At 58.5% G+C, this 25,801-nt stretch carries 27 protein-coding genes; 18 read left to right on the top strand and 9 right to left on the bottom strand.

Features of this window, described 5'->3' with window-relative positions:
• The first annotated feature begins 15 nt into the window (after positions 1 to 15).
• The 3 genes from ACSOSP_RS28430 (at position 16) to ACSOSP_RS28440 (ending at position 3,555) form a co-directional block, all read left to right on the top strand.
• Entirely contained in the window at positions 16 to 1,719 is a 1,704-nt protein-coding gene (locus tag ACSOSP_RS28430) for a hypothetical protein (protein WP_455311781.1), read from the top strand.
• 209 nt (positions 1,720 to 1,928) lie between these two features.
• Positions 1,929 to 2,666: a hypothetical protein gene (locus ACSOSP_RS28435; protein WP_455311782.1), complete on the top strand. Its 738-nt coding sequence runs from the start codon at positions 1,929 to 1,931 to the stop codon at positions 2,664 to 2,666.
• A gap of 67 nt (positions 2,667 to 2,733) precedes the next feature.
• A complete protein-coding gene (locus ACSOSP_RS28440; protein WP_455311783.1) occupies positions 2,734 to 3,555 on the top strand; it encodes a patatin-like phospholipase family protein in 822 nt (273 codons plus the stop codon).
• Here ACSOSP_RS28440 and ACSOSP_RS28445 read toward each other — a convergent pair.
• Together ACSOSP_RS28445 and ACSOSP_RS28450 are read right to left on the bottom strand one after the other, a co-directional pair.
• Positions 3,550 to 3,852, bottom strand: a complete 303-nt coding sequence (locus ACSOSP_RS28445) for a hypothetical protein (RefSeq protein ID WP_455311784.1) — start codon at positions 3,850 to 3,852, stop codon at positions 3,550 to 3,552. The two genes, ACSOSP_RS28440 and ACSOSP_RS28445, sit on opposite strands and share 6 nt — an antisense overlap.
• A 320-nt stretch (positions 3,853 to 4,172) precedes the next feature.
• Entirely contained in the window at positions 4,173 to 4,421 is a 249-nt protein-coding gene (locus tag ACSOSP_RS28450) for a hypothetical protein (protein ID WP_455311785.1), read from the bottom strand.
• A gap of 1,352 nt (positions 4,422 to 5,773) precedes the next feature.
• On the opposite strand from ACSOSP_RS28450, the gene ACSOSP_RS28455 reads away from it, so the two are divergent.
• From ACSOSP_RS28455 to ACSOSP_RS28465, 3 genes are all read left to right on the top strand, one after another.
• Positions 5,774 to 7,024 (top strand): HD-GYP domain-containing protein, encoded by a 1,251-nt coding sequence (locus tag ACSOSP_RS28455; protein WP_455311786.1) that lies wholly within the window; start codon positions 5,774 to 5,776, stop codon positions 7,022 to 7,024.
• Between the two features lie 569 nt (positions 7,025 to 7,593).
• Entirely contained in the window at positions 7,594 to 8,028 is a 435-nt protein-coding gene (locus tag ACSOSP_RS28460) for a hypothetical protein (protein WP_455311787.1), read from the top strand.
• A 122-nt stretch (positions 8,029 to 8,150) separates the two neighbouring features.
• Positions 8,151 to 8,363 (top strand): hypothetical protein, encoded by a 213-nt coding sequence (locus ACSOSP_RS28465; protein WP_455311788.1) that lies wholly within the window; start codon positions 8,151 to 8,153, stop codon positions 8,361 to 8,363.
• A 75-nt stretch (positions 8,364 to 8,438) separates the two neighbouring features.
• Here ACSOSP_RS28465 and ACSOSP_RS28470 read toward each other — a convergent pair whose 3' ends face one another.
• Positions 8,439 to 8,699, bottom strand: a complete 261-nt coding sequence (locus tag ACSOSP_RS28470; protein ID WP_455311789.1) for a hypothetical protein — start codon at positions 8,697 to 8,699, stop codon at positions 8,439 to 8,441.
• Positions 8,700 to 9,160: 461 nt separating this feature from the next.
• Between ACSOSP_RS28470 and ACSOSP_RS28475 the strand changes: the two genes are divergently transcribed.
• From ACSOSP_RS28475 to ACSOSP_RS28490, 4 genes are all read left to right on the top strand, one after another.
• A complete protein-coding gene (locus tag ACSOSP_RS28475) occupies positions 9,161 to 9,880 on the top strand; it encodes a hypothetical protein (RefSeq protein WP_455311790.1) in 720 nt (239 codons plus the stop codon).
• A gap of 239 nt (positions 9,881 to 10,119) precedes the next feature.
• Complete coding sequence (locus ACSOSP_RS28480; RefSeq protein WP_455311791.1) at positions 10,120 to 10,311, top strand: hypothetical protein; 192 nt, start codon at positions 10,120 to 10,122, stop codon at positions 10,309 to 10,311.
• Positions 10,312 to 10,330: 19 nt separating this feature from the next.
• Positions 10,331 to 10,528: a DUF6726 family protein gene (locus tag ACSOSP_RS28485; protein ID WP_455311792.1), complete on the top strand. Its 198-nt coding sequence runs from the start codon at positions 10,331 to 10,333 to the stop codon at positions 10,526 to 10,528.
• 176 nt (positions 10,529 to 10,704) lie between these two features.
• Positions 10,705 to 11,340 carry a flagellar basal body L-ring protein FlgH gene (locus tag ACSOSP_RS28490; protein WP_455311793.1) on the top strand — a complete coding sequence of 212 codons (636 nt, stop codon included), beginning with the start codon at positions 10,705 to 10,707 and terminating at the stop codon, positions 11,338 to 11,340.
• A gap of 204 nt (positions 11,341 to 11,544) precedes the next feature.
• Here ACSOSP_RS28490 and ACSOSP_RS28495 read toward each other — a convergent pair whose 3' ends face one another.
• A complete protein-coding gene (locus ACSOSP_RS28495) occupies positions 11,545 to 11,925 on the bottom strand; it encodes a hypothetical protein (RefSeq protein ID WP_455311794.1) in 381 nt (126 codons plus the stop codon).
• A gap of 795 nt (positions 11,926 to 12,720) precedes the next feature.
• On the opposite strand from ACSOSP_RS28495, the gene flhC reads away from it, so the two are divergent.
• Complete coding sequence (gene flhC / locus ACSOSP_RS28500) at positions 12,721 to 13,380, top strand: flagellar transcriptional regulator FlhC (RefSeq protein ID WP_455311795.1); 660 nt, start codon at positions 12,721 to 12,723, stop codon at positions 13,378 to 13,380.
• A 94-nt stretch (positions 13,381 to 13,474) separates the two neighbouring features.
• Here flhC and ACSOSP_RS28505 read toward each other — a convergent pair whose 3' ends face one another.
• The 4 genes from ACSOSP_RS28505 to ACSOSP_RS28520 all read right to left on the bottom strand — a co-directional run bounded on the left by ACSOSP_RS28505 (position 13,475) and on the right by ACSOSP_RS28520 (position 17,026).
• Positions 13,475 to 14,125, bottom strand: coding sequence for a hypothetical protein (locus tag ACSOSP_RS28505; RefSeq protein ID WP_455311796.1), 651 nt, complete (start codon positions 14,123 to 14,125; stop codon positions 13,475 to 13,477).
• A 362-nt stretch (positions 14,126 to 14,487) separates the two neighbouring features.
• Positions 14,488 to 15,210, bottom strand: a complete 723-nt coding sequence (locus ACSOSP_RS28510; protein WP_455311797.1) for a hypothetical protein — start codon at positions 15,208 to 15,210, stop codon at positions 14,488 to 14,490.
• 376 nt (positions 15,211 to 15,586) lie between these two features.
• Entirely contained in the window at positions 15,587 to 16,090 is a 504-nt protein-coding gene (locus tag ACSOSP_RS28515) for a nuclear transport factor 2 family protein (protein ID WP_455311798.1), read from the bottom strand.
• Between the two features lie 48 nt (positions 16,091 to 16,138).
• The gene (locus ACSOSP_RS28520; RefSeq protein WP_455311799.1) at positions 16,139 to 17,026 is read right to left on the bottom strand and encodes a LysR substrate-binding domain-containing protein; all 888 of its coding nucleotides are present in this window, start codon (positions 17,024 to 17,026) and stop codon (positions 16,139 to 16,141) included.
• A 98-nt stretch (positions 17,027 to 17,124) separates the two neighbouring features.
• Here ACSOSP_RS28520 and ACSOSP_RS28525 point away from each other — a divergent pair, with 98 nt between their 5' ends.
• The 7 genes from ACSOSP_RS28525 to ACSOSP_RS28555 all read left to right on the top strand — a co-directional run bounded on the left by ACSOSP_RS28525 (position 17,125) and on the right by ACSOSP_RS28555 (position 24,749).
• Positions 17,125 to 17,907, top strand: coding sequence for an HpcH/HpaI aldolase family protein (locus ACSOSP_RS28525; RefSeq protein WP_455311800.1), 783 nt, complete (start codon positions 17,125 to 17,127; stop codon positions 17,905 to 17,907).
• A 57-nt stretch (positions 17,908 to 17,964) separates the two neighbouring features.
• Positions 17,965 to 18,843 carry an amidohydrolase family protein gene (locus ACSOSP_RS28530; RefSeq protein ID WP_455311801.1) on the top strand — a complete coding sequence of 293 codons (879 nt, stop codon included), beginning with the start codon at positions 17,965 to 17,967 and terminating at the stop codon, positions 18,841 to 18,843.
• Positions 18,844 to 18,867: 24 nt separating this feature from the next.
• Positions 18,868 to 20,019: a DUF5624 domain-containing protein gene (locus ACSOSP_RS28535; protein WP_455311802.1), complete on the top strand. Its 1,152-nt coding sequence runs from the start codon at positions 18,868 to 18,870 to the stop codon at positions 20,017 to 20,019.
• Positions 20,020 to 20,111: 92 nt separating this feature from the next.
• Positions 20,112 to 21,434 (top strand): MFS transporter, encoded by a 1,323-nt coding sequence (locus ACSOSP_RS28540; RefSeq protein ID WP_455311803.1) that lies wholly within the window; start codon positions 20,112 to 20,114, stop codon positions 21,432 to 21,434.
• A complete protein-coding gene (locus tag ACSOSP_RS28545) occupies positions 21,421 to 22,533 on the top strand; it encodes a hypothetical protein (RefSeq protein WP_455311804.1) in 1,113 nt (370 codons plus the stop codon). Before ACSOSP_RS28540 ends, ACSOSP_RS28545 begins: the two co-directional genes overlap by 14 nt.
• A gap of 72 nt (positions 22,534 to 22,605) precedes the next feature.
• Complete coding sequence (locus ACSOSP_RS28550) at positions 22,606 to 23,634, top strand: GSU2403 family nucleotidyltransferase fold protein (protein WP_455311805.1); 1,029 nt, start codon at positions 22,606 to 22,608, stop codon at positions 23,632 to 23,634.
• Between the two features lie 350 nt (positions 23,635 to 23,984).
• Positions 23,985 to 24,749 carry a DUF4410 domain-containing protein gene (locus ACSOSP_RS28555; protein ID WP_455311806.1) on the top strand — a complete coding sequence of 255 codons (765 nt, stop codon included), beginning with the start codon at positions 23,985 to 23,987 and terminating at the stop codon, positions 24,747 to 24,749.
• Positions 24,750 to 24,812: 63 nt separating this feature from the next.
• Here ACSOSP_RS28555 and ACSOSP_RS28560 read toward each other — a convergent pair whose 3' ends face one another.
• Positions 24,813 to 25,721 (bottom strand): LysR family transcriptional regulator, encoded by a 909-nt coding sequence (locus ACSOSP_RS28560; RefSeq protein ID WP_455311807.1) that lies wholly within the window; start codon positions 25,719 to 25,721, stop codon positions 24,813 to 24,815.
• Positions 25,722 to 25,801: the final 80 nt, after the last annotated feature.

Below are 25,801 nucleotides of genomic sequence, written 5' to 3' on the forward strand. Positions count from 1 at the left end.
ACGCAGGAGCCAACAATGGCACCAGTAATCACATCGCCCGTGCCGGGCGCGACGGTTAGCGGCACAGTCAATCTCATCGGAACTTATGGAGGCGTAACCGGAGAGGTCATGAACGGTACGACCGTCATCGGTACGGTGGTTCTCGTGCAGCCGGTGCCTTTCAGTGTTCCTGTCGATACGACGCAACTCGCGAACGGAGTCCAGCCGCTCTCATTTAGCGACGGGGTGAATGTCGCCACGGTGAGCGTCATCGTGAACAACGTCGTCGCGCCTCCTGTTACGACTCTGACGATCAGTTCCCCCGCGGCCGGAGCGGCAGAGGGCGAAACGTTCAGCGTTACCGGAATCGCTGGCTCGCAATGGGTCAACGTGTCGGTATTCGATGATGCGACTGGAACGAAGGTCGGCACGGACGTCACACCTGGCGTCGGCGGCGCGTTCACGATCCCGGTCAACATGGGCGCGCTCTCAGGCACGCGCCAGATCGACGTAATCGGGTTCACCGTGCCAGCGGGTCAATCGGGTGGCACTCAAGCAACGGCGTCTGTATCCGTGACGATCACGCCCGCGCCCACATTGGCTGTGAGTGCCCCAACAAACGGATTCTCCCAGGCATCACCGGTGACTGTATCGGGCACCACCAATCAATCGAGCGTTGTCATCTCCAACGCGGCCGGTGCGGTGCTCGCCACGGTCACGCCGGCCAATGGCGCGTTCAGCACCAGCCTGACTCTTGCGGCTGGCTCCTACGCTCTTTCGGTGAGCGCCGGGACGGCCACGCCGGTCGCGGTGTCGGGTACGGTGACCGCGGCGCCGCCGGCAGCCAAGCTGCCGTATTGGGCTGTGAACTGTCACTACAATCAAGGTGGCTGGTATTCGCAGACTCCGATCGCCACGCAGGTCGCTCTGATGCAACTGATTGGCGCGGAAGGTTGTCGGCAGGATATGTACGACGTCGGCGACGCACAGACCATTGCGGGTCTTATTTCCCAGTTCGCGCCGATCAAAGTCTTGCCGTGCTACATCCCGACGTACTCGGGAAGCACCGCGCAGGTCTACGCAGCTGCATACGCCGATGGGCAAACCCTAGCCGGTCTCTTCGCTGGGAAAGTTCCGATGGTCGAAATCGGCAACGAGTGGAACCTGGCCGACATCTCTGGCAATGCCCAAGGCAACTTGCCCTCGAACTTTAACGAGTCTGAGACGGTTTACTCAATGGCCGTTATGGCTGGGTTCTGCGAAGGCTTCCGCTCGAAAGATCCGACTTCGCAGACCCTGCTCGGCGTCAACACGACGTATGTGGAGTTCGGCTGGCTGCAGATGATCGTCAACAATACCCTGCCGAATGGTTCTGCCTCCGGCTATACGATCAATTTTGACGTGGCGACATGGCACGACTATCAGACTGGCGGCGATATGGCCAACACCTCGACGCCCTCAGGCAACGTCAACGTGCTGCAGTCGATCAAGGCCATCACCAGCAAGCCGATCTATTTCAGCGAATGCGGGGCTGGGAATCCAAATCTGAGCGTGGCAGCGACTCAAGCCTATATCTCCAGCCAGTTGCCGGAAATGCTGGCAGATTCGCAGGTCGAAGGCTCATGTTGGTATGAACTGGTTGACTTCACAGATGGAGACTATGGTCTTGCCGACTCGAACGGCAACATCAAGGCGCAAGGGACCGCGCTCAAGAACTTCATCGCGGCGAATCCGAGATGACGGCTGCAATGAAATCAACTGGTAGGTTATCCTGATTATATGGAGTAGAATGACGGAAGCCCATAAGCGCTACCAACGCGAACGGGCCTCCTAACCAACAACACTTCTATCTCGGAGAAGCGATGTCAGCTGCTGTCCAGTATACCGTAGGTCAACGTTTCAATTCCCTTTCATACCTGAGAGACGAGCCTCCACGAGGGAGGGCGCGCATGGCGACCTTTCTGTGCGATTGCGGCCGGGAAACTCTGACCTATGTCGGCAACGTAAAGAAAGGGCACACAAGGTCCTGCGGTTGTCTGAAGGAAACAAGGAGTCGCAACCAAGCATCAAAAATCGAATATGCCGAAGGTGATCGACTGCACTCGGTAACATTTATCAGGGATGCGCCCTCTCTGCCAAAGCAGCGCAAAGCAGTTTTCCGTTGCGATTGTGGTAATGAGTTCGTTGCTTATATTAACAACGTCAAGAAGGGAAATTCGAAGTCTTGCGGATGTATCCGAGATGCGAAACGCCCATTCAATAATCTAAAGCATGGTCGTGCAAGAATCGGCGACAGAGCCTATAAGTCATGGACTCACATGCTAGGGCGATGCAACAACCCCAAGGACGCGAAGTACCCGGATTACGGTGCGCGTGGGATTAGTGTCTGCGAGCGCTGGTTATCATTCGAGAATTTTCTTGAAGACATGGGTGATCCGCCGCGTGGGACCACGATCGACCGGAAAGAAAACGACGGCAACTACGAGAAGTCGAATTGCCGCTGGGCCACTCCGACACAACAAGCCAACAACCGCCGTTCAAGTCGGTTTTTAGAATTTGAGGGCGAGCGTTTAACTGTCGCTGAATGGAGTAGGAAGAGGGGGATTGATTATAGCGTCCTCTTATATCGCATAAACGCTGGATGGAGCGCCGGCAAGGCATTATCCGAGCCGATCCGAGTCTGGTAGGTAATCTGAAAAATATTGCCCGCAGGAATAAACGCCTGCGGGCTTTTTTACGCCCATAGGAAACGCAATGTCCAAACCCATTCGGGTCGCTCTCAGCGGCTCGGGATTCCGGCTGGGCGCCCATCTTGGAGCGCTTCAGGCTATTGAAGATGCAGGCTATGAGGTGGTTGAGATAGCGGGGACGTCCGGCGGATCCATTGTGGCGAGCCTTTACGCATCCGGCATGACGCTCGATGGATTGCGAGTTCTTTGTATGACGCTCAACTGGGCGCCGTACATGACATTCTCGCCTTGGACGCTGCTGACCAGGCAGGTGCTGTGCACCGGCAATGCGTTGCTTGATTTTCTGACGAGACAGACCGCGGGGAAGAGGTTTTCGGATCTCGCGATTGACCTGAAATGCATCGCTTCCGATCTGGTGACCGAAAGTGAGTTTCAGTTCAGCAGACAAAACACTCCAGATATGTCGATCGCCCTGGCTGCACGCGCATCTGCGTCCATACCGATTGTGTTCGCACCGGTTGAATATGGCGCGGGAGTGTATCAGGACGGGGGAATGTGCGACAACATCCCGGTCTCCGACCTGACCATTGATGCCATCCCGCGCATTGGTATCTACCTGCAGTCGAATGACCCTCCGCTGCTTCCCAATAAGCGGAGCATTATCGACCTGGCGCCACGGATGATCGACTTGCTACTTGCGTCCAATGAAGCGGCGCACGTTCATCTTGATACAAAAAATGGCGCACTGATTGTCCCGGTTGAAACGGCTTATGCATCAAGCTTCGATCGCAACATGTCGCTCGACATCAGGCAAAGATTATTCAATGACGGCTATGCCGCTGCGGCCGCTGCGCTAGCTAAGAACGCTACGCCGGCGGCATCATAACCCTCCTGCGCCGCCCCAGATCACCTTTCCAGTGCCGCCGATGGCGTCTCCGGATGAGGTACCGCCCGCGCCGGCAGAGCCTGTCGGCCAACTGACGGCCGATGCACCGCCACAACCGCCCTTCAAGTTGCTAGAAGAGACACCGCATGCGCCCGCGCCCGCAATAGGCGCAGCATCAAGTTCGACATTCGGAAGCATGATCTTCACGTAGCCATTTTTCTCGAGCATGTCGGCAGCGTTGCGGAGCGCCTGGACATCTTCCTTGTCCGTGAACTCATACCAGATTGTTGTTTTCATTCTTTCTCACTGATTCGCCCGCACAGCATCGCGCACATGGTTGGGCGACGAGTCGTCTGGCGGTGCGGTGGTCTCGCCGCCCGTCAGGGCACCGTGGGTGTGACCAATTAGCCATTGATCGAGATATACGCCCGTAGCGACGGCAGGAGCAAGGGAGTCAATCAGTGGTTCCCAAAGCCTAGCCATAAGCCGAGCACGGTAATCAAGGTCCGTTTCCGCGCCAGCGCGCGGAAGATCTACGCCTCGCATCGCCCCGATTCTGTCGAGTCCATATCCGGACTCAAGCACTACGGTTTGCCGCGGGTCGATCAGGCTCATATTCAACATTTCCCCTCCTTCGGCACCATCACGTCAACCGCCTTCGCCACCAGTTCAGCCGCTTGGGCTGCGCGCTCTTCGAGTTGCTGGATTCGGGCGAGTAGGGCGGATTCGCGGCTCACCAGCGCGTCGAAGGCTTCGAGAGCCTTGTCTTTCCGATATTCGTTTTCGTCAACATCATCGACAAGGTAGGATTCTTCCTCGAAGAACTCCTCGATGTAGCGCCGCAAGTCCGCGTTTGTGCACGGCATTTCATCTCCTCTCGCTATAAGCGACGATCAATCAGCCCGCACTAGCGGCGCGCCAACCACTACCGCCTGTCCCTTTGCCCCGATCTGCAAGCAGAGTCGGCTATGAGGCGGCTCGTCTCCATAATCCACCCGCCATGCGTCGTAAGGGTCTTCCACATCGGGAAGGCGGTAGACGTCGCCTTGTTCGCCGGAAGGGTGACAAATAGCATCTCCTTCCCGAATCGGGTTCCCCTCGTAATCTGGCCACGGCGCCATTCTCATAACTTCCTCCAGTTCACCACCATCCCCGATCCGGCCGAATATCCGGATGCTTCTCTCCCGGTTCAGTCGGCTCGTTCCCAGTTAGTCCCGCTGCGAACAGCCGCCACCGCGTGTCACTCGGCTCGGCGTGCCCATGTTTTTTGCACCACCGAAGCGTCAGAATCGTCTAGAAGTGCTCGGCCTCGTAACCCTTCATACACTCCCACATTATCGCAGTGCGCTCGGCCCAGAATTCTGCGGCGTTGGAGCCGTCGTCGGTTTCCATCTCAAATTCTTACGTCTGCTCGGAGAAACAGTTTACCCCGCAGTCGCCCTCCAAGCCCCGTTCGATTTTCAGGGACAATCCCGGGGACAATTAAGGGGTAGGCAGGGGTATGGCGGAACAGAAATTTCATGATAATCAACGCGTTATTTCCCCTATGGTTCCCTGTATACCCCTGCTATTTGGGCCTTTCACCCATACTCGGCTGGATTCGACGCCTGGAATGCAAGGAAAAGAACTGGGGTTCGGTCTGTACTTACCAAATATTTCCAATTGACCCAACTGTTGTTCAAGATGCGCGTAAATGGCCGGCAAGCGTGTTTTTTTAACGAGCGGCGTGCGGTACGCTAGGGACACGATCAGGGCTGGTCAAGAATTTTACTTAAGGCTTACGATGCCTTCTGAGCGTTAGCTACGCGACTGGTCGCTGCATTGCATGCGCGGTAAGTCAGGGTAAGGAGCCTGGAAAATATTGCGGTCATTCTCTGATGATCACAGACTGTTACGCGCGATCATTCGATGTGGGAAGACAAGTTGGCGAGTTGTCACATATCTGCCATGGGCGGAAGCGCACACGACGCAGCGGGCTGCCGCCAGCGTGGAGCGAGTCGCGCTGGTTGTCGTTATCATCGAGGCTACGGCGCTCAAGGCCAATGCCCCGGATTGAACCTGACGGCCTAAGCCGCTCACGGGGTAAGCGAGGCGCCGGGTGAAAGAAATCAAGGATCTGATCAGTGCATTGGTGGAGCACGTAAGTGTAGGCCGAAGCTGAAGGTGATGTGGCTTCTCCCCTCGCTAGTTCCAAAACATGGCTCATCGGAGTTGGCATATGTTGAAAACGGTCGCAACCTCTGTATTGCGTCCTGGGATGTTCTTGCACAGTCTGGATCGGCGCTGGCTTGATCACCCATTCTGGAAGAACTCTTTTTTGCTCACCGCTATCGATATCGAGAAGATCGTCGCAAGCGGAATTACATCCATCGTGATCGATACGGATCGAGGCCTGTCATCCCCTGAGGACGGCCTTGGCGAACCGGTCGACCCGTTCGACGCCGCCAGTTCGAGCAGCCAGACGGGGGACGTCCAGCCACTCGCCACGGGAGGCGCCGCGCGCCCGCATCTGCCGCGAAGACCCGTAGGCGAGGAAATCGAGCACGCAAAGCGTCTGTTCGAATCGGCCTCCAATGAGATGAAGGTCGTATTTCAGCAAGCCCGCATGGGGAGAGCCGTGTCCGGCGCCAGCATGATGCCGTTGGTGCAGAGCATTGCTGCGTCCGTTATGCGCAACCCGTACGCATTGACCAGCGTGGCGCGCCTGAAGCACCACGACGGCTACACGTATATGCATTCCGTTGCCGTGTGTGCGCTGATGACGGCGCTGGCGCGTGAACTCGAACTTGACGCACCGGAGGTGCTGGAGGCCGGCGTGGCCGGTTTGCTGCATGACCTCGGCAAGGCGCTCATGCCGCTCGCCGTGCTGAACAAGCCCGGGAAGCTGAGTGTGGAAGAGTTCGAGGTCGCCAAGAAACACTCCTACGACGGCTGGCAGATGTTGCAGTCAGCCGATGTCAGTGACGGGGTGCTGGAGGTCGCACTGCACCACCACGAAAAGGTCAATGGCCATGGGTATCCACATGGGCTCAAGGACAAGGCCATACCGCTTCTGGCACGCATGGGAGCGGTCTGCGATGTGTACGACGCAGTCACGTCGGACCGGCCATACAAATCGTCCTGGCATCCGACCCAGGCGCTTCGCAGCATGGCGTCGTGGGAGGGACAGTTCGACAAGACCATTCTCGCCGCCTTCGTCAGCACGGTGGGCATCTATCCGGTGGGCTCGCTGGTCCGGCTGGAGTCCGGCTTTCTTGCTGTCGTACTCGATCAGGGCAACGGCTCGATCCTCACACCGACCGTCAAGACATTCTTCTCCTGCAAGTCGAATCAACCGGTCTTCCCTCAGATAGTAGATCTAAAGAAATCAAAGGGTGCCGACCGGATAGTGGCTATTGAAGATCCCAAACAGTGGAACCTTCCACAGCTAAACGACCTTTGGTTGAATCAGGCTGGACCCTTTGTGTAAGCCATGCGGGGTGCGCCAGTGGAGTTTGCATTGCATCGTCTAGCCAGATCCGGGCCGCCCCGGGTTTACTTAAGCGAATCATTCGGACGCCGCCATTCCGGCTTGACTGCGTAACGCCGAAATTCCATTCCGGTCAGACACGAAATCACATACGCGTGATTGATCAGGCGTGGCGCGAAAAGAGCGCCGGCTGACTTGTTGCGTTCGCGCTCCCGTCCAGGTAATGCCCGGTAAGCAGATGGCATCTACAGCCCGTAATTGCCGAAATGCCCCTCTTCCAAGCGCTCTAATCTCTCTCTGCGTGCATGGAGTCCTCTGCGTTGGCTCCTTCAAACGCACATCAGGTCCATGACGTGAAGCTGCGTCAGGCGCCTCGGAGTTCCGGCCGGTCCATACCGCAGCAACGACTGTTGAGGGAGAAAAATCTTGCGGCGCTGCATTTTCATCGCGATGCTCTTTTGCATCCTCAATCTTCAAGCGTGCGCCAATTCGGTAGAAACGTTTGCCCTAGGCGGAATCGTCGGCGCAGTGGCGGGCGTATCGGCCATTGTCTGTGCGGTTGGATGTAAATGACTCGCGCCACGAAGCGCACAAGTGCACGCGACGTTCCCCGCCGCACCGCCTCACTCGCGCGGCACAACACCCAGCATGCGAGCCAGGGGCTTGGGAATGTCACTCGGTTCCACTCGTTACCGGAACCCTTGCACTCGCTTGCGGATCACGGCGTCATACCGGTCATGCAGCAAACACTGACAACCGAGCTTTCGCACAATTTGAGCGAAACAATGATCGAGCGGCTTCTTAAGCGCAACGACGTTGTATTGCTGATGGAGTGCGATCAAAAGGTGAGTCGCGTACCCTATCGCGGCAAGCAACGCAGGGGCGACATACTGCGCTTCCTGAGAATAGCGGGCCCACAGGTGCGGGCGCTGGTGTATAGCCACCAGGCTGAAGAGGGACCTGTCTGGATCGACGTCATGTCGGGCGAAGTCTCCGCCCGGTAACAGAGCGCCAGCATCCGCCTGCTCTTCTCGTGTCTCGTGCCGCTTTCGGGCCGATGCAAGGCAGTGTCGATTAGCGCCGCTTCAACTGCGGTAAGGACACGTTGTTAATGATTCTGTATTTTATGAACCAACGAGACGCCATCAGGTATCTCGTGGAAGTCCGGCGCGACACGTTAGCCAGGCCAAGCTCGAGAGTCATCGTTAAAACGCATTTGCATGAAACTCCCGGGCTTGAAGGCGTCGAACGCGTTCTGCTCGACGTGAGAGCCTCACGTACTGCCTATTTCGTGGAATGCGGTTCGACGGTGGGGGACCGGATCGTGTTTATTTCCTGAATGCCGTGCCCCGCTGATCGCGGGGAGCCGTTGACAGGAAGCCATGGCAGGGAGCGGGCTTCTTGATACGTTCGATCATGCCGCTTCGAATCGCCACTCCTCAAAGCTTCTTAACTCCCCGGTCTGGATGTCGACCCATAACATATCTCCGTCGGATGTGTGGCTGAAGACCAGTGCGCGAACCTCGCGCTGACTATCCAGAAATCCCAGCACCGCTCGCAGCGTGTGCTTACCTCGATACCGAATTGCACGGCTTGCCACACCTTGACCGCTAACTAGCATGATGGGATTGATGCGCACTTTGCAAGCAATCTCGCCGGTCGTGGAAAAATTCATTTCATCCTCCAAGTACGTTCAATACTCAGTGATAACGTCAGCGGTGCGAACAACCTTAGGTTACGAAAGACCCGGTAAGAGAATTGACTAAAGGACGCTATTTGCTTTAGAAGATAGGCCCTCAATTGCCGGATCGCCAAGGTCGAGTTTATTGCATTCAACGTCAGCAAAGAAATATAAAGATCGCACCCTTAGCAAGCTGCCGACTAAGCGGAACGTAATGACCGTGTTACCGGATCTTTCATTGTCTTGGCCGCATCGCTTAGTGCATAAGACCGTCGTCAAGCTTGCCGGCGTCAGCTTCTTACCCCGCCTTTCCAACACTACAGATTCATGCTTGCCAGGTCGATATGACGTCTGGGCGAATGAATCCGTGCACTCGCCAATCAATCATACGCAGCACTGAGAATTTGCTCCATGCAGCCGATTCGGCATCACGGAACAACCAACCGAGAGACACCATGGCACTCGATTCCAGCATGTCAATTTCATCTTCTGATTTTCCCAACAGCACGGCAAAGCCATCGGCTAGTGTGCCTGCCAGCGCGCTTCCCGAGCGGCAATCGACAATATCTTCTGGAAGCGGCGACGCATTAATGGCGGCGCTCAAGCTTACGTTGCAACGCCTGGGGCTAGACCCAAGCGGGTTCGCGCCAGCCAGTGACGGCTCTACGGACACTGATTCCTTTTCGGGAAACTCGGGCACTACCGCCGAGTTGCAGGCGCGCGGCGAGACGAACAAAAGCGCAGGCAAGCAATTCCTGGTAGCGCTGTATCAGGCGCTTGTCTTGCAACACGGCCTCAATGCGCCCGCCCTGCAAGAGAGCGATGCGACGACAGCGGACCAGGTGACATCAGCCTATGTCGATCTTGGTTCTTCCATAGAAGAGCTTGCGAAGACAGTCCGGTCTACCTCCATAAGTCGCGATGATCCGGCCGACACCTGGGACTGGCAACTCGATGACCCGCTGGGGTCCACGTCCGGCAGTGATGATAGTGCGAGCGACAGCACCGCAATTTCTGGCGCTGTGGGCACGCTCGACAACGCATTGCAATCCTATGTAGCACCGGACGGGGATGCGGGAGAGGTGTCGTTAGCAGATGTTCTTGATGGATTGAGCGAAGAGACGAAGGGCATCAGATGGGATCCGATCGGACTGCTGGTCGATGTAAAGATCTAGGCTTCGCGGTGCCGGATGATCATCCGCGGCGCAAGCCGGGCGCTGGCATTGATTGCGGCGGAGACAGTACGGTAAGTGCTGGTAAGGAGTCGAGAAAAAGCGCTGATCTTTCATTAATCAACCTTAGCCGTTAGGCGTGATCATTCAATGTCGAAAGAGAGTTCTAGCGACCTGGCATGCATTCAAGTCTGCTTGAGGCTGCCTCGATCCCTTCATCCTTATTGAAAGCGAGCCCGACCATGAATGTGAACAACTATAGCCCCGCACAAAGTATCGCGCCGACACCCATGCGCCCGACCGGCGGCAGCTCAGGCAGCGCAGCCGGCAATAGCGTTAAAACAGATGCACCATCGCTGCCGATCGAGCAAGCGACTCCCCCAACGCTGCCGTCGAACGGCCTGGTTGGCACACGCATCAATACCAGCGTCTGAAAGGGTAGTGGTCCCATTTATGTTTAATTTGCGGTCTTACAAACGCTACGTGCGGCTGGCGGCATGCCTGATGGCAGGCGTGGTCATATTGCCGATGGAAGGTTGCGCGGTGGCTGCACTGCCGTGCCGCCTGGTGTCGGCCACGCTCAAGATCGTGCCAGCCGTGGGGCATGCGGCCGCGGCGCCGTTCGATACATGCGCCGATGCTATCGATTGATAATGACCGGCTCGCCGCTAGAGATGACAAGCGGCGAGCGCGACTCATAGCTTGGCGGCAAGTTGGCAATCCAGACGCCGGCCATTATTTCATCATGCCGCGCGTGGCTAAGTACCTTATTCCGGCGAACCATTAAAAACATGAACTCGTTAAAGTTTGCGATTCTGGCTGGCAGTATGGTTTCGTTAGCTGGATGCTCCGGCGGCTCGAATTCTATCGTCGATATGCCGACGTTCGCGCCAGTCGTGGTCTCAAGTCCGTTGAATATTGAAACGGGCGGCGCGATCTTCCAGGGTGGCAATACGCTGGCCTTGTACGAAACGCCTCGCGCGCAGCACGTGGGCGACGTGTTGACGATTCGTCTCTCGGAGTCCTATTCGGCTAATAACAGCGGCAATGCCTCAGCTGACCGGGCAAGCGAGATCAGCGCGGAAGCAGCAGACAAGTCCAGCGGCGCAGCGGCGCGACTGGCCAAGCTGTTTAACGTCGGGTCCGCTAGCACGACGTTCAAAGGGCAGGGAGCAGTCACCAACACGACCGGGATGACGGGGACGCTGGCGGTGTCGGTTATCGCCACGCTGCCGACCGGGAATCTTGTGGTCGCGGGCGACAAGATCATTGCGATGAACCAGAACCGCGATCGCCTGCGGCTGTCGGGTATCGTGAATCCCAAGGACATCGAGGTTGGAAACTACGTGTCGTCCAGCAAAGTTGCCAACGCCCGCATTGAGCAGGCCGGTGTCGGGATGCTCGCCGATGCAACTACGGTGGGCTGGCTGCAGCGAATGTTTCTTAGCGTGCTGACGTTCTGATCCCGCGAGGGCCGGGGTTGGCGCCGGGTCGCTGGTGCCGGACACTCCGGCATCCCGGCTGAGCACTTCAAGCCAGTGTCTTTCCCGCTGATTAGTTCGGCCGGGATTGCAAGACTGCCGGCTATCTTTCCGACGGTCCCGGCACATCCGAAGAGATCATCCGGTTCAGCGCCCGCATGGCGGGCGCGCGCTTTGCGGAGCGCTTTATGGAGCGGATGGATGTTTCGCCAACGTGCTCAGATCTTCATCCAGGCTCGTGCGAATGGTCGTAATTGCCTGGTCCACGTTGGCCGGGTGCAGCAGGTTACGCGCCAGTGCTTCATAGACGTATTGGCGGATTGCCGGGACCTGCGTCTTCAGCAGGACATCGTGGTAGACATCCCTCATCTCGCTTTCCCGGCCGTTCAGGTCATATAGCCTTTGCAAATGCTGAAGATCATTAACCACCGCAAGGCTCGCTCCGAAACCTTCGCGGCCAACCCGGCCGTCATCCAGATTGGATGACGAAGCGCTTTGAGCGAATGCGCTGCCGGCACCGGTTGCCAGGACGCTTGCGAGAAGGAGGGTTTGGGTAAGTTGTTTCATGATTATCGAGTAGGACTTCGCTTAAGCGGAAGTCGAGTAAGAAATGACAATGCAGCCTCACCGTCGACAGGCCACACACTTCCAACACTGCTGATCATTCTCACTGGCGACAGCCTTGTATGCATTGACTAAGGAGAGGGCGGGGCATGACTGCGATCAAGCCATTCCTCCCCATTGCTTCGTCAATTTGCAGGGTTATGATTGCGCACTTTCACTAACGGTGAAACGTCGAGCAACATACGCGTTCGCCAAGTCCTTTCTGAATCTTATAAATAATTTCGCCGCGTTTATTCGCTTGGGGAAGAAGAGTGCGTGCGTTTAGGAAATGATAGGCAATTAAAGGAAATACTCCGTAAGCCTTAGGGCAAAGCCTTGTCTTTTCCACGCAATTTACTTGAGAGGAAAGGAGCATCATTTGGTTTAGGGAAGCTTGTTACCAATACAATGTGGCACTGCTCCTAACGTTTTCGTCAAACGATCAATTGATCGATTCATCGACGATGTTTTTTTGGGCTCTGTAAAATTCGCGGAGGGAGCATGTTGCTAATCGGCGGTGCGGTAGGTTTCATGTCCGGGGTTCTGCTTATGTTTTTCCTCCTGGGACTTCGGGCGTCTGAGGATCGGGTAATCGATTTCAACGGCACTCTGATTGCGCATAGCCGGCCTGAAGCGCGGACCCGGAGCGGGGAGCCGTTCTTGCAAGTGCCCGGTTCCCGGGCTTGAATCGCGGGCTTAGCGTCATTGCGCTGGCCGATGCACCTGTCGAGCAGTTTGTATAAGAAGAGGATTACGCCAATGGCGAAGAAAAGCATTAGTGAAGACGCTCAGGACGTGATGCGGGCGGCCATCCTGATCGAACTCGGTGCGCGTATTCAAGTGCTGGAAAGTGAAGTCAACCTCTCTCGTGACCGCATGATTCGCCTTTATCAGGAAGTAAAGGGCGTGTCTCCGCCGAAGGGCATGCTGCCGTTCTCGGTCGACTGGTTCCTGACATGGGCGCCGAATATTCACGCATCGCTTTTCTACAATATCTATAGGTTCCTCAAGGATCTCGCAGGCTGTTCGCATTTCGATGCATTGACGAAGGGCTATCAGCTTTATCTCGAGCATTGCGAGCGTCACGACAGTTACATCATGTTGAGCTTCACGCGCGCCTGGACGCTCGTGCGTTTCTTCGATGCCGGCATCCTTCAGTTGACCCGCTGCTGCAACTGCACGGGCAAGTTCGTCACGCGCAAGCAAGACGCAGCTCACGGCGCGGTGTGCGGCAGTTGCCAGCCGCCGTCACGGGCTGGCAAAAGCGCCAAGGCTGCTCCGCGGATCACGGATCACGAAACCGCAGGTGAATGCGGCGCTGCACAGCCCGAGGCCGTGGAGGAGTTGGATTCGACGCTACCCGTTTGCGTCGACGTAGAGCAAGCTCGGCACGAAGCATCCTACGGGCAGGCCGCCTGAGCCTCGCTATAGAGTCTGCGAGTCCCGGTTGGGTGTCACCGGGCTCGTGATGAAGCCGCGGCCTTTCTGGCCGCATTGGCGCTTCAATCTCGAATCAATCCGACGTTGCAACCACCATCTTGTCGATGAGCGCCGTGACCTTGGTCGACGTGCTCGCGAAGCGGTCGAGCTTCGCGCCGCTCGTCGCGTAGCTCGCGGCGACCACGATCTTTCCGCGTTGGAGCAACGTGAGGTTGATGGCGGAAAGGTACTGGGTGTATCCGTCGGTGAATGTCCGGTGCCCCCAATCCGTGGCGGCGCTATAGACGAGTGTGGCTTCGCAATTGGCGGGTGATGTCCCTGGCGCATACACGGTCGACTCCACTCCGCGTTTGTGCAACGCGTATTGCAATGCGGGGACGAAGTCGCCAACGGGGACCAGGGAATTCCACTCGATGCACACGGCATGAAGAGATGCCCGATCGCCATTGATAACGGTGGGTGACGCGTGATTGGACGCAATGCTCAAGCCGGCTTGTACGACCGAGCCGGCTGCATCGACCGCGGAGATCACGGTCAATGCGCACCCGGATAACAAGCATGAGCTGAGCGCGGCGCAGATGAGCGAAACATGACGCACAGATCGATTAACCCGGCAAGCGATGCCGCCGGTTGGTTTGGAGATCTCGGTCATGCCGAGGCGAATGACGGGTTCGACAATGGCCGAACTGCATCCTTCAACCCTACATTCGATCGAGCTGACCATGACACTGCCACTCCTGGTTTGCGTTCTTCAGCGGGTAGCGAGCAGGTGCAATTCGTGTGAAGCTTGCACGCTTGCGGTAAGGCTGGCTCGACCCGATGCGCTCTTGATGATGAAATGACCGCGATAACGACAAGTGACATTGCTGCTGACTTGCATGATTGACTTCCGGGGATAAAGAGGGCGTTTGTTGCGATTCGACTTGTGCAAGGCAATGGATCGTCTGACCGCAATTCCATGGTCGCGTATTTCAGCCGACGGTGAAACGGCAAGCAACAGACGGCTCCCGCGCGTCCTTTCTCAACCTTTCCGCAGCGCTCGAAAAATCATGCAGCTTGCACGGGAGGAGCACTTGCCAACTTGCATCAGCTCGCATCGACGCTGCTGGTCTTCCATTGCTGCACAACGGACTTCACCCAGGCGTCGGGCGCTTTCAGCAGATAGACGAGGGTGGCGTTGCGCGTGGCCGGCAAGAAACGCAAGGTGATCGAGCTCACCGCGTTGTCCCATTCGTAGACCGGTAGCGCGTTGCTTGCAGAGGTGGAGGCCGACGCGTGGGCGCCAGCCCGCGGCGCGCCATAGCGGTCCGCAAGCGCGTGGCGCAGATCGGCTGCGGTGCCTTCGTCTATGACGAACGACATTTCGTATAGCCTGAAGGTGGTTTGTCCGTTGACTCGTGCGAAGCGCAGCATGTGGTCCTGCGCCGGCGCACCGTCGACCACTGCGCGTGATATCGACCAGACACTGGCGCGTTGATGCGCCCAGCGGCAGGCAACCGTCAGGCTTTCGCGTGTCTTCAGGCTCATGCCAAGGGAGCCGGCGATCACATCGGTTTCGCACACGGGCACGCTGTCGATCGGGGTCGCCCTGACGGTCGCGCCAGCCTGGAATGCGTCGAGGGTGATGCCCAGAGGAATTCCACGGAACTCGAAGGGCGTATCTTGAAGGCGCCTTTTCTGATCACCGGCTTGGCTTCTGGAGCTGCCCGCATCGTGCGCGACCGGGTCTGCGTGAACGTTGACGAACGGAGTGAGCGACAGCACTCCGGCAGCTAGCGCAAGTGCGCAGGCAAGAAGGGTGGGTTTCATGGTTCAGCCGATCGCCAACGCAAGCATGTCGAATGACATGCTTGTGGTTTGTTCCGAGAACCTGGCGCTTTGCGGCGTTGCTGAAGGCCAATGACCGCATTGACCGCATTGGGCCGTTGTGGGCACGTGAAGCCGGTTTGAGAAACCAGCAAATACTCGATTGCCGTGATGGGTCATGATAAGCCTCGCGTAGCGCATTGATTCCCAGCTTCTATTCGACGCCACGCATCGCAGCCCCGGGCTTGCGGGTGAACGATGCGCGGTGAAGCGTATTACGTGTCGAATCATCGCACCGGGTTTGGGCGTGCGATATGAGAAGGAGTGCGCGGTTTCCCGCAGTGCTTACGAGCTGTTTCCGCTGCTTACCAATTTTTAGTCAGAACATCGTGTTGTCGTTAGCCGCGTGCTCGGGCACCGGTTCAATCACATCCCAATGTTCGGCAATCTTGCCGTGATCGACGCGGAAGATATCGACGATGGCGTTGCCCCGATCTTGCGGGTTGCCGGTCGAATGAACATGAAGGAACACGAGATCCCCGTCGGCTGCGCTGCGCACGATTTGCGAGCGTGCCTCGGGGTTTGCCTTGAAGCGCTCCGTAAAGAAGCTGATAAACGGCGCCGACCCGCTTGGCACATGCGGGTTGTGCTGAATGTAATTCGGCGCGAGCACGGTGCTGGCGATGCTCAGGTCGTGCTGGTTGAATACCGTGTCGTAGAAGCGCACGACCAGTGCGCGGTTGCTTTCCTCCTGGGCGAGATTGCGCGTTCCCGTATAGGCCGGCATGGCGCTATCTTGCGCGCAGGCGGCATGGCTTGCGACCATGGCAAGCAGTGCAGTAGCGGCGAGTGCACGGCGAAGGAAGGGTGTCTTGGGCGTCATATGAAGTCCGTTAAGTAGTAGTTTGCAGGCAGGTTGCAGGCTCAGTGGTCATCTCAGCGCAAGCGCCAGTTCCACGAACTGCTGAACGCGTGAGTTCACATCGCCATGACGATGAGCGATATAAAGCGTCGTCTTGGTATCGTCGTCATCGAGTTCCCTGAACACTACGCCTGGTATCGCGATGGCCTTCAGCGTGGCCGGCACCAGCGCGATCCCCAGGCCGGTTGCTGTCAGACCGATGAGCGTGGACGCCTGCTGCGCTTCCTGGACCACGTAAGGCTCGAAGCCGCGCTTGGCGCACAACGCCACCGTTTGCTCGTGTACGGCTACGCCCGCCTGCCGAGGATATGCAATAAAGGACTCGTTGCGCAGGTCTGCGATCTTGATGGACTTGGCCTTGGCAAGCGGATGGCCCGCATGCATCGCGAGCAACAGCGGCTCTTCGAGCAACGGTGTAAATACCAGGTTCGACGGCGGCGTGGAGAGCGGCAGGCGCAGGAGTCCGACATCGAGATCACGGGCGTCGAGCTGTTCAATCTGCTGCGACGAAGACAACTCATGCAGTGCGATCTGCACGTTCGGCCGCTGCGTACGGTAGGCGTGGATCAACCGTGGAAAAAGTGGCGATAACGATGACGCATTCGTAAAGCCTAGCCGCAAGCGCCCGACCTGTCCGCTAACCGTCTGCCAGACATTTTCTTTAGCGAGGTCGATGCGCGCGAGGATGTGCTTCGCATCGTTCATCAGGGAAAACCCGGCTTCGGTCAATGCCACCGAGCGACTCGTCCGATGAAAGAGCCGTGCGCCGAGTTCGGTTTCGAGCGCCTGGATCGCGAGACTCAGGGGCGCTTGCGTGATACCAAGCCGTTCAGCGCTGCGCCGGAAATGCAGTTCCTCTGCGAGCACGACGAAATACTCAAGATGCTTGACGTGCATTGATTGTCTCTGTGAATCAATAAGTTTTTCTAGAGAATAAATCAGAATGGATTCTGAGGCGATACTTGTTCCGAAGCCAAATAACAGAGGGAGACAACATGAACGGTATCGAACTGACCGAGCGCTTGCGCGCAGGCGTTCCCGTCTACGCGCTCGGGATTCGCGCGTCGCGAACCACGGATGTCGTGCGCTGGGCGAAGGCGACGGGCTACGACACCATATGGATCGACATGGAGCACAGCACGCTGCCCGTCGATACGGTGGCGCAGTTGTGCTCATGCGCGGTCGATCTCGGCTTGACGCCGTGGGTCCGCGTCCCGGAGCGTGACTACGGCACGATCAATCGCGTGCTCGACGGCGGGGCGCTAGGCATCATCGTCGCGCGGGTGGAGACGGCGGCGCAAGCGAGAGACGTGGTGACGGCAACGCGGTTCCCGCCGCTTGGCCAGCGCTCGCAACTCGCGACGCTGCCCTATGTGAACTTCGAAAAGCTGCACGCCCGCGAACTCAATCAAACGCTCAATGACGCCACCGCAATCAAGGTGCTGATCGAGAGCCGCGCGGGTGTGGAAGCGGCCGATGCGATAGCGGCCGTCGACGGCGTGGACATACTCGCAGTCGGCTGCAACGACCTGAGCGCGGACCTGGGACACACCGGCGAGTCGACGCATCCCGAGGTTGTGGAAGCATGCCGGCGCGTGATCACCGCTGCCCAGCGCTGCGGCAAGGTCGCGATCGTCGGTGGCATGCCGGACAGCGATGCATTGACGAGCCTCAGGAACGAAGGGGCCGCGCCCTTCATTTTCGCGGGCATTGACACGGACCTGTTCCTGAATGCGCTGCGTCAGCGAATGGAGAGCAGTCGTGCGGCGTTGCGCTAAGCCATTCAAGTACTCCAAATCAAATCCAACAAACCTGACTATTCACGACCTACTTTCATGGCCGAAATTCCGCTGATATCCACACCGATGCGTGCGTTCGACACGCTGTCACGCCCCGCCTTCGAGATGCCCGCTCATGCTTGCGATGCGCACATGCACGCGTTCGGCCCGCAGGCGCTGTATCCCCACGTAGAGCATCCGCACTACACCTTGCCGGACGGCAAGCTCGACGCTTACTTGCAGTTGATGAACGTGCTTCAACTCGAACGGTTCGTGATCGTGCAACCGAGTTTCTACGGCACCGACAACCGCTGCCTGATCGACACCTTGAACGCTGCCGGACCGATCGCGCGAGGCGTGGTGATGATCGATGAGGGTACCGACGCAGCCACGCTTGATGGCTACCATCGGGCAGGCGTTCGTGCCGTGCGGCTCGACCTGTTCGCGCGCTCGGCTTGGCCGACCGAAGAGATTCAGCAGTACATCACCCGCATGGCGCGGCTGTGCACGAGCCTCGGATGGCATGTGCAGTTCTACGCGCCGGGCTGGGTCGTGCGCAACCTCATTGCCTTCCTTGCGGATGTGCAATCGGACTTCGTGATCGATCACATGGGGTACATGCTTGAAGAGGACGGTCTCACGCCGACGGATTTCGAGCGCCTGCTGAACCTGCTCAAGGACGGCAACTGCTGGCTCAAGCTCAGCGCGCCTTACCGGATCGCTAAACATCGCGGATATGACGCTGTTGCGCCAATGGCGCAGAAGATAATCGACGCGGCGCCGCACAAGGTGATCTGGGGTTCCGACTGGCCGCACATTCCCGATTCGACTCGCGACACCGGTGAACTGCTCAATCTGCTCGGCGCGTGGACGGACGACCCGGCGATACGCCAGATGATTCTCGCCGACAACCCCGCACGTCTGTTCGATTACTGACCTGCATCACGGAGCCTTCAGGCGATGACTTATCAACCGCATCCCGCCTTTGCCGCGCTGTTCCGCGCGTTTACATCCGACCCGGCCAGTATCGGCAACCAGTTGACGCAACAGATGATGCAGCGCGAAGCGGACGCGCCGCTGTTGGTATCGACCGGCTCGGATATCGTGCTGTTTCCGGGCGGCGGCCGGCCCGCGTCTATCGAGAGTTTTCGCAAATCGACGCGGGGCTTCATTGAACTGACCGCCGTGTCGCACCTGCCGCTTGCCGTTGCCTACCTCGCCCGGATGCGCGAACTGGGTACCTGTGAGAACGCCTGGCAGCACGAAGCCATGAAGTTGATGGTTCATGCGCGCACTACGCTCGAGGCCAATTCACCGGCGCTATGGCGCGACGAGATCGCTGTCCGGAGTCTGCAGGGCTTCGACGTGAAGCTGGCAAACCTGGTCGACTACACGTGCGCCACCACCATCGATTTACTCGAGCGCGTGGTGGACGAACCCGCGTTGATGAGTTTCGATTTCTTGCGTGACAACTATTTCGCGCCACTCGATTCCGATGCGGTTGTGGTGCCCATGAACGACGTGATGTTCGCGACCTTCGGTCTCGCGTTCCTGGATATCGTGTATCGGATCGGCAATTGGCTGCGTGCACAGGAACTCGACTGGGCTCGGCTGATGGTGCTGGTCAGCGGCAGGTCGGGCCGCCCGACGGCGGGTGCGACCTGGGCAACCAACAACATGTGCCATCTGGTTTGGCGTGTCTCCGGTGGGGCATTGCCGCCGGAACGCGTGTTCGTGGCGCCCCATGCACCATCGTTCTCGGTGGCTGAGTTGCCGGACGAAGCAGGCCTGGTTGCGCTTGAGAACAACTATCGGATGCTATGGCTGAACACGCGCGCAAGCATAGACGTGGCGCGTGAGTTGTTTCCGGATCATCCGGGATATCGCTTTGAGCCCGCAACCGCCGAGAGCATGCCGCCGATTACGTCGGTGAACGACCGGGATGCCACGACCGCGCGACTCAGACGCATCATGGAGGACCCGTCGCAACTGTTGTCGAACTGCGTGGCGGACTACATTGTCGATCAGTTGCAGGCCAACGGAAACCATCCGGAGCGCGTGGAGATTCCGGGCTTTACGAACGTGACGTATCCGGGGCCATTGATGAGCTAGTCCCGCAGCAGATGCAGCAGGAAACAAGACATCGGCATCGCAGGGCGGTGGTGCCGGTTTGTATAGAAAGCCCATTATGGAGACGTCACATCATGAATCATTTTGAAGCCGCATCCTCCGGAGGCCGGGCTGTCCGCTCGGTCCTCAGCATCACGCTCGTCTGCTTCGCGGTCTCCATGATCGATGGGTTCGACACGCTGATGCTGTCATTCGTCGCGCCGCTGCTGGCGAAATCGTTGCAGATCGATCATGCGTCGCTCGGGCGTGTGTTCGGCGCCGGTTTTGTCGGCACGGTGCTGGGCTCGCTGATCATCGGCCCGCTTGCCGATCGTTTCGGCCGCAGGAAAATGCTGGTGCTGGCACTGGTCGTGACCGGAGGCTTCACACTGGCCTGCGCATTCGCCAGTTCGGCAGGCACGCTCGCTGCGTTGCGGTTTCTCGGCGGCCTCGGCATGGGCGGCGCGATTCCCCCTATCGCCGCAATCACGGCCGAGAGCGCTTCGTCGGAACGCCGCTCGTCGCTGGTCATCCTGATGTTCATCGGCTTCCCGCTCGGTGCGGTCGTAGGCGGCGCGATCACCGCAGCGGTGATGATGAAGTTCGGCTGGCCATTCGTGTTCCTGATGGGCGGATCGTGCGCGCTGGCGGCCATCATCCCGGTGCTGCTGATCCTTCCGGCGGCGACGCCGGCCGAGACGACGATCAAACCTGTTCTGCAAACAAGCGACGGTCTCGGGGGCGATCTCATGGCCCGGTTCGTCGGCAACCTGTTTGCCGAAGGGCGTCTCGCCGCGACCTTCGCGCTCTGGTTCGGCGTGCTCGCCAGCATGATCCTGTCAGGCTTCCTGGTCAGCTTCATGCCAACCATCCTCAACCTTAACGGCGTGGCGCCCGACCGGGCTGCGCTGGGCGCGGTCGTGATCAACGTGGGGGCGATCGCCGGAGCGTTGCTGATCTCGCTGATCGTGAGGCGGGGAGCGCCGTTCGTCGCGGTGGCCGTGGCGTTTGTTGCCGGCGCCGTGATGGTCTTCACGCTCGGCCGGGTGATTGGCGCGGGCAACGCGGCGTTCGGCTTGCTGTTCCTGGTGGGCGCGTGCATCGTCGGCGGCCAGTTGACCTTTCCGGCGATAGCAAGCTGTCTCTTTCCGACCGGCGTACGCGCAGCGGGCGTGGGCTGGACACTGGCGATCGGACGCACCGGGTCGATCATCGGACCTGTGGCCGGCGGCATCCTGCTGGCACAGAACTGGTCCCTGGGGCACCTGTTCCTGGCGGCTGCGCTGCTGGCGTTGTTCGCGGCGCTTGGCATCACGCTGGCCAATTCATGCCGCCCGCGCGACGACGGCACCCTGCGCCGCAAGCCGCTTGAAAAATTATTGATGACAGGACAGGAGGTTGGTAATGGGAAACACTGAGGCGCACAAATCGCTCCTTACGCCGGTGCAAAGGCTGGCGACCAGCGGTGCGCGCGCGGTCGAAGTATTCAACACCGACGGGCGCTTCTTTGCTGTCATTCCTCAACTGGCGCGTGATATTCCCGGGCAGGCGCCCGGAATGAACGTGGGTGACAGCGACGTCGATGCATTGATCTATACCTGGGAAGCGGGGCGGCTCGTCGAGCACGACGCACTGGCGGTACCGGGCGGAGAAGATGCAGAGTACTTCGAGATTGGCGGCCGGCGTTTTCTCGCGACCGTAGGCGTGCGCTCCGGCAGCGGCCCCTATACGCTCGACAGCGACGCGATCCTGTACGAACGGGGCGACAATCAGTGGATTGCGTTTCAGCGCTTTCCGACGTTCGCCGGCAAACAGTGGCGCTTTTTCTCTATCCGCAACCGGCATTTCCTGGCGCTGGCCCAGGGTGTCACGGTCGAAGGCGTGACGCCAGATAATCCGCGTGAATCCTGCATTTTCGAATGGGATGGAAATCAATTCGGATTGCTACAGACACTGGACGGACGCTGGGGTTACAACTGGGCGTTTATCACGTTCGGGGGCCAACACTACCTGGCCTACGCGGATCATGTCAGCGGCTCTTCGATTTATCGCTGGCGGGGTGAGGGGTTTGAGGTTGTTCAACGCTTCGACGAACCGGGTGGACGCGCATTCAGCTTCTTTATCGAACAGGATGCGTTGTGGATGGTGCACGCGAACCTGATGGGAGAGACGCGCTTGTTCCAGTTCGACGCCGCCCGGATTCAGTTCGATCCGGTCCAGTCGCTGGGCACGGCAGGCGGGCGCGAGCTGCGGCTGATCGACGGTGCGCACGGCCGCTATCTGGTGCGTGTATGTTTCATTACCGGCACTCCCCATGCGCCGCATACGCAGCAGCAATCGCAAATATTCCTGTGGAAACAGGGGCGTTTCGAGCTCGTCGATGAGTTCCCCACTTCGGGCGGGACGGACGCCGCCGCCTTCATGGCGCAAGGGCAGCGCTATCTGCTCGTCAGCAACGCCCTGGCAGAGGACGTGCGCTTTCGTGTAGATAGCGTGCTTTATCGATTCGATGGCTGAACGTCCATGCGATTCTGACACGCTCCGAGTTATCACCTACAATCATATTAAAGGTGATAACTCGGAGCGCCCATGTCATCGTTTCACGAACTCGCTTTTCAAACGCTCTTCGCGCAATTGGAGGACACCGCGCAGTCGCAAGCGGTCATTCCGCTTGAGTCGCCCGGTTTGAAGATCGAGCGGACGGTGAAGGGTATCGACTATGTGTATTGGCGCAGAACAAAGGCCGGCAGGCGGGAAGAGGAACTGCTCGGGCGTGCCGACGCTCCCGCCACCGCCGATAAACTCGTCAAGCTCGAATCAATTCAAGCCGAGCAGAAGACGCTGATGTATCGATCGTCCCAGCTCCGCAAGGCAGGCTTCGCAGCCGCCGATAATTCGGCGGCGCTCACGATCGCGTCCATCTACAATGCCGGCATCTTCGAGCACGGCGGTGTGCTTGTCGGGACGCACGCTTACGGCACTCTGATCAACAGCCTTGGCATTCGATCGCCTAAAAACTACCTGACTGCCGATGTCGACATCGGCACGACGCAAGGAATAACGGTCGCGATCCCGGAAGACAAGAGCTTTCTTGAGGTCTTGCGCAATAGCGGTCTTCAATTTTTGGAAGTCCCTCGCCTTGATCCGGGGAAACATGCAACGTCTTTCAAGGTGAGGGGAATAGATCTCAAGGTGGATCTACTTGTTGCAGGTGACGATACATACGCGTCCAAGCCGATTCCCGCGTTGAAGGCGCATGCAATGGGGCTGCCCTTTTTTAAGTATCTGATGGCTGAGAAAGCGCCAGGCATTGTGCTTGGGCGAGATCACGTCGTGCCGGTGAAGGTGCCGAGTCCGGCCAGGTTCGGCATTCACAAGCTGATTGTCAGCACGCTTCGCTCGAAAACGAGCGCATTGAAAGATGAAAAGGATCTGCATCAGGCGGTGACGCTCATTAGTGCCGTGCTGCAAAAGCATCCGACCGATCTTGATGATGCTGTGGCGGCTCTGGACTCGAAGGGGCGCAAGCGGGCTGCATCGGGAGCACGTAACGCCATGGCCATGATGTTGGATATTTCCCCCGAAGCCGAGGATTTCCTCGCGAGTTTGGCCGGATGAAATATCAAAGTTATCACCTCTGTTTAAATTAAAGGTGATAACTTTAACAGCGGAAAAAACGCGATCCACTCGGGCGACGCCCTCATCCAATCATCCGATGAAACGAACGCCACGCCGCGCGTGACATCCCGCGACATAATTGTTGGATGGAGATCGCGCGGTCATTCATTCATACTTCACTTCGTTGCAGGAACGCCAGAACGCGCAGATCTAACGCAGATTCAATGCTGATCTAACCCGGCGCTTTCCGCACGCAGAGAGCGCCGATGATCAGCTATCCAAACTTGTTTATCTCATCGGACGACGTGATTGAACAATCGAGACACGATGGTGTCGATGAGAGGATGAACATGCTGAATATTCTTAAGATGTTGGCCGGACGAAGCACGCTTCGCGCACTGTCCGCCTTGGCCTTCTGTGCCGTTTTGCTGACTGGCTGTGCTGGCGGCGTGACCAACGTGAGTGCTTTTCCCGCGGCGACGCAGGTGCGGCCGGAGACCATTTATGTCTACGCGTTTGAGAGCACGCCGGAGCAGGTGAAACTCGACGGTGGTCTGCTCCAGAAGGTGAAGACGCAATTCGACGGTGCGTCGGCCATGAAGAAGCAAGCCGACGACGCGCTCGAAGTGCGCGAGCAGGTGGCCAATGAAATCGTCAAGCAACTCCAGTCGATGGGCTTGCACGCAGTACGTGCGGATTCCCCCGCGCCTACCGACCGGAACATCCTGATCGTGCAGGGCAGCTTCGAGACTATCGATGCCGGGAATCGCCGCCGCCGGATGCTGGTCGGTCTGGGCGCGGGGAAAAGCCAGGTCGGCACGTCCGTGCAACTGGTGTATCAACCGGCGGGCGAAACGCCGAGGCTGGTACAGAGTTTCGAAGCTAACGCGGACAGCGGCAAGGCGCCCGGCGTGGTGGAAACAGCGGGTATTGGCGCCGCTGCCGGACACGTCGCGACATCGGCAGCGGCAGGCGTGGGTCTGCATGCTGTGTCCGAGACCAAACACGCCGGAGTGTCGGAAGATGCGAAGCGCCTGGCCGATTCCGTCGCGAAGCAGGTTGCGCAGGTCGGCGTGAGCGAGGGCTGGATGACGCCTGACCGGATCAAGGGCTAAGACCCGGGCCGCCCCATGGAAGAACCGGCGGCATCCAGCTTGATCGAAGTACTCATTCAGTATTCATGCAGCGGTCGCGGTCAACTGCCTTAGCTGTTCCAGCAACATGACGGCGGGGCGCGGCAGGATGCCCTGGCGACGTCGGAAGGCCGTTAGCGTGCGACGCGCGGCGAGCCCTGGAATGGGCAGGGTATCGAACACGCCGGCCGCGCTTTCGGTGTCGTACATGGGAGCGGCCATCCAGCTTAAAAACCCCGCACGCGTGACAAGACTCTTCAGGACAGTAATGGATCGTGTCTCGACCGCGATCTCCGGCATGGGCAGCCCATGCTCGGCAAATACACGCTGCATGTGCTCGAATGGGCCGGTGCCCCGAGGCGGGACGCACCACTGCTGATCGAGGGTATCCGCCAGGCAGAGCTCCGTTTTCGCACGCAGCGGATGATCGAGCGCAGCAACCACGTAGCTCGTGTCCTCCCAGCAACAATCGGATATGGCTGTAATCTCCTCCGTATCGGGCGCTGCCATGCTGAGCGCCAGGTCGATCTCCTGCTTAAGCAGGCTGTCGGCGAGCCGGTCCCACACGCCCTCAATGATCTGCACGCGCAAGTTCGGCCAACGAGCAAGCACGCCGCTGACCGCCAAGGGCAGCACTAGGGTTGCAATGCTCGCCACGGCGCCTACCCGGATCGTGCCCTTGGCGAGACCGCGGATCGCGTCGATCTCTTCGCGCGCATTGTCGGCTTCATGCAGCAGCAGGGTGGCGTGAGGGAGCAGGGCCTCGCCAATCGCTGTCAGCTGCATGCCCTTCGAATGACGTTCGAACAGAGGGGCGCCGAGCTCTTCCTCCAGCCGCTTGATCGTCCGGCTCAAAGCGGGCTGCGTCACATGGAGAACCTCCGCCGCGCGACCGAGGCTGCTGCTTTCGACGATTGTCGTGAACGCATGAAGCTGCTGAAGACTAAAGGTCATGATTGCTTGGGAGCGGAAGGCTAAAGGGGAAGCAGATCAACGCAATGTTCGCTTAACAATAAAGGTTAAAACGAAAATGT

The sequence above is a fragment of the Caballeronia sp. KNU42 genome (assembly GCF_053760385.1).

What these genes read in the sequence shown, in the direction of transcription:
- ACSOSP_RS28465 (WP_455311788.1), top strand. Translation starts at nt 8,151, where the DNA reads ATGAACCAACGAGACGCCATCAGGTATCTCGTGGAAGTCCGGCGCGAC.
- ACSOSP_RS28555 (WP_455311806.1), top strand. Translation starts at nt 23,985, where the DNA reads ATGCTGAATATTCTTAAGATGTTGGCCGGACGAAGCACGCTTCGCGCA.
- ACSOSP_RS28560 (WP_455311807.1), bottom strand. Translation starts at nt 25,721, where the DNA reads ATGACCTTTAGTCTTCAGCAGCTTCATGCGTTCACGACAATCGTCGAA.
- ACSOSP_RS28525 (WP_455311800.1), top strand. Translation starts at nt 17,125, where the DNA reads ATGAACGGTATCGAACTGACCGAGCGCTTGCGCGCAGGCGTTCCCGTC.
- ACSOSP_RS28520 (WP_455311799.1), bottom strand. Translation starts at nt 17,026, where the DNA reads ATGCACGTCAAGCATCTTGAGTATTTCGTCGTGCTCGCAGAGGAACTG.
- ACSOSP_RS28475 (WP_455311790.1), top strand. Translation starts at nt 9,161, where the DNA reads ATGGCACTCGATTCCAGCATGTCAATTTCATCTTCTGATTTTCCCAAC.
- ACSOSP_RS28510 (WP_455311797.1), bottom strand. Translation starts at nt 15,210, where the DNA reads ATGAAACCCACCCTTCTTGCCTGCGCACTTGCGCTAGCTGCCGGAGTG.
- ACSOSP_RS28545 (WP_455311804.1), top strand. Translation starts at nt 21,421, where the DNA reads ATGGGAAACACTGAGGCGCACAAATCGCTCCTTACGCCGGTGCAAAGG.
- ACSOSP_RS28455 (WP_455311786.1), top strand. Translation starts at nt 5,774, where the DNA reads ATGTTGAAAACGGTCGCAACCTCTGTATTGCGTCCTGGGATGTTCTTG.
- ACSOSP_RS28530 (WP_455311801.1), top strand. Translation starts at nt 17,965, where the DNA reads ATGGCCGAAATTCCGCTGATATCCACACCGATGCGTGCGTTCGACACG.
- ACSOSP_RS28505 (WP_455311796.1), bottom strand. Translation starts at nt 14,125, where the DNA reads ATGGTCAGCTCGATCGAATGTAGGGTTGAAGGATGCAGTTCGGCCATT.
- ACSOSP_RS28445 (WP_455311784.1), bottom strand. Translation starts at nt 3,852, where the DNA reads ATGAAAACAACAATCTGGTATGAGTTCACGGACAAGGAAGATGTCCAG.
- ACSOSP_RS28480 (WP_455311791.1), top strand. Translation starts at nt 10,120, where the DNA reads ATGAATGTGAACAACTATAGCCCCGCACAAAGTATCGCGCCGACACCC.
- ACSOSP_RS28450 (WP_455311785.1), bottom strand. Translation starts at nt 4,421, where the DNA reads ATGCCGTGCACAAACGCGGACTTGCGGCGCTACATCGAGGAGTTCTTC.
- ACSOSP_RS28515 (WP_455311798.1), bottom strand. Translation starts at nt 16,090, where the DNA reads ATGACGCCCAAGACACCCTTCCTTCGCCGTGCACTCGCCGCTACTGCA.
- ACSOSP_RS28540 (WP_455311803.1), top strand. Translation starts at nt 20,112, where the DNA reads ATGAATCATTTTGAAGCCGCATCCTCCGGAGGCCGGGCTGTCCGCTCG.
- ACSOSP_RS28535 (WP_455311802.1), top strand. Translation starts at nt 18,868, where the DNA reads ATGACTTATCAACCGCATCCCGCCTTTGCCGCGCTGTTCCGCGCGTTT.
- ACSOSP_RS28435 (WP_455311782.1), top strand. Translation starts at nt 1,929, where the DNA reads ATGGCGACCTTTCTGTGCGATTGCGGCCGGGAAACTCTGACCTATGTC.
- ACSOSP_RS28550 (WP_455311805.1), top strand. Translation starts at nt 22,606, where the DNA reads ATGTCATCGTTTCACGAACTCGCTTTTCAAACGCTCTTCGCGCAATTG.
- ACSOSP_RS28470 (WP_455311789.1), bottom strand. Translation starts at nt 8,699, where the DNA reads ATGAATTTTTCCACGACCGGCGAGATTGCTTGCAAAGTGCGCATCAAT.
- ACSOSP_RS28440 (WP_455311783.1), top strand. Translation starts at nt 2,734, where the DNA reads ATGTCCAAACCCATTCGGGTCGCTCTCAGCGGCTCGGGATTCCGGCTG.
- ACSOSP_RS28485 (WP_455311792.1), top strand. Translation starts at nt 10,331, where the DNA reads ATGTTTAATTTGCGGTCTTACAAACGCTACGTGCGGCTGGCGGCATGC.
- ACSOSP_RS28460 (WP_455311787.1), top strand. Translation starts at nt 7,594, where the DNA reads ATGACTCGCGCCACGAAGCGCACAAGTGCACGCGACGTTCCCCGCCGC.
- ACSOSP_RS28430 (WP_455311781.1), top strand. Translation starts at nt 16, where the DNA reads ATGGCACCAGTAATCACATCGCCCGTGCCGGGCGCGACGGTTAGCGGC.
- ACSOSP_RS28495 (WP_455311794.1), bottom strand. Translation starts at nt 11,925, where the DNA reads ATGAAACAACTTACCCAAACCCTCCTTCTCGCAAGCGTCCTGGCAACC.
- flhC (WP_455311795.1), top strand. Translation starts at nt 12,721, where the DNA reads ATGGCGAAGAAAAGCATTAGTGAAGACGCTCAGGACGTGATGCGGGCG.
- ACSOSP_RS28490 (WP_455311793.1), top strand. Translation starts at nt 10,705, where the DNA reads ATGGTTTCGTTAGCTGGATGCTCCGGCGGCTCGAATTCTATCGTCGAT.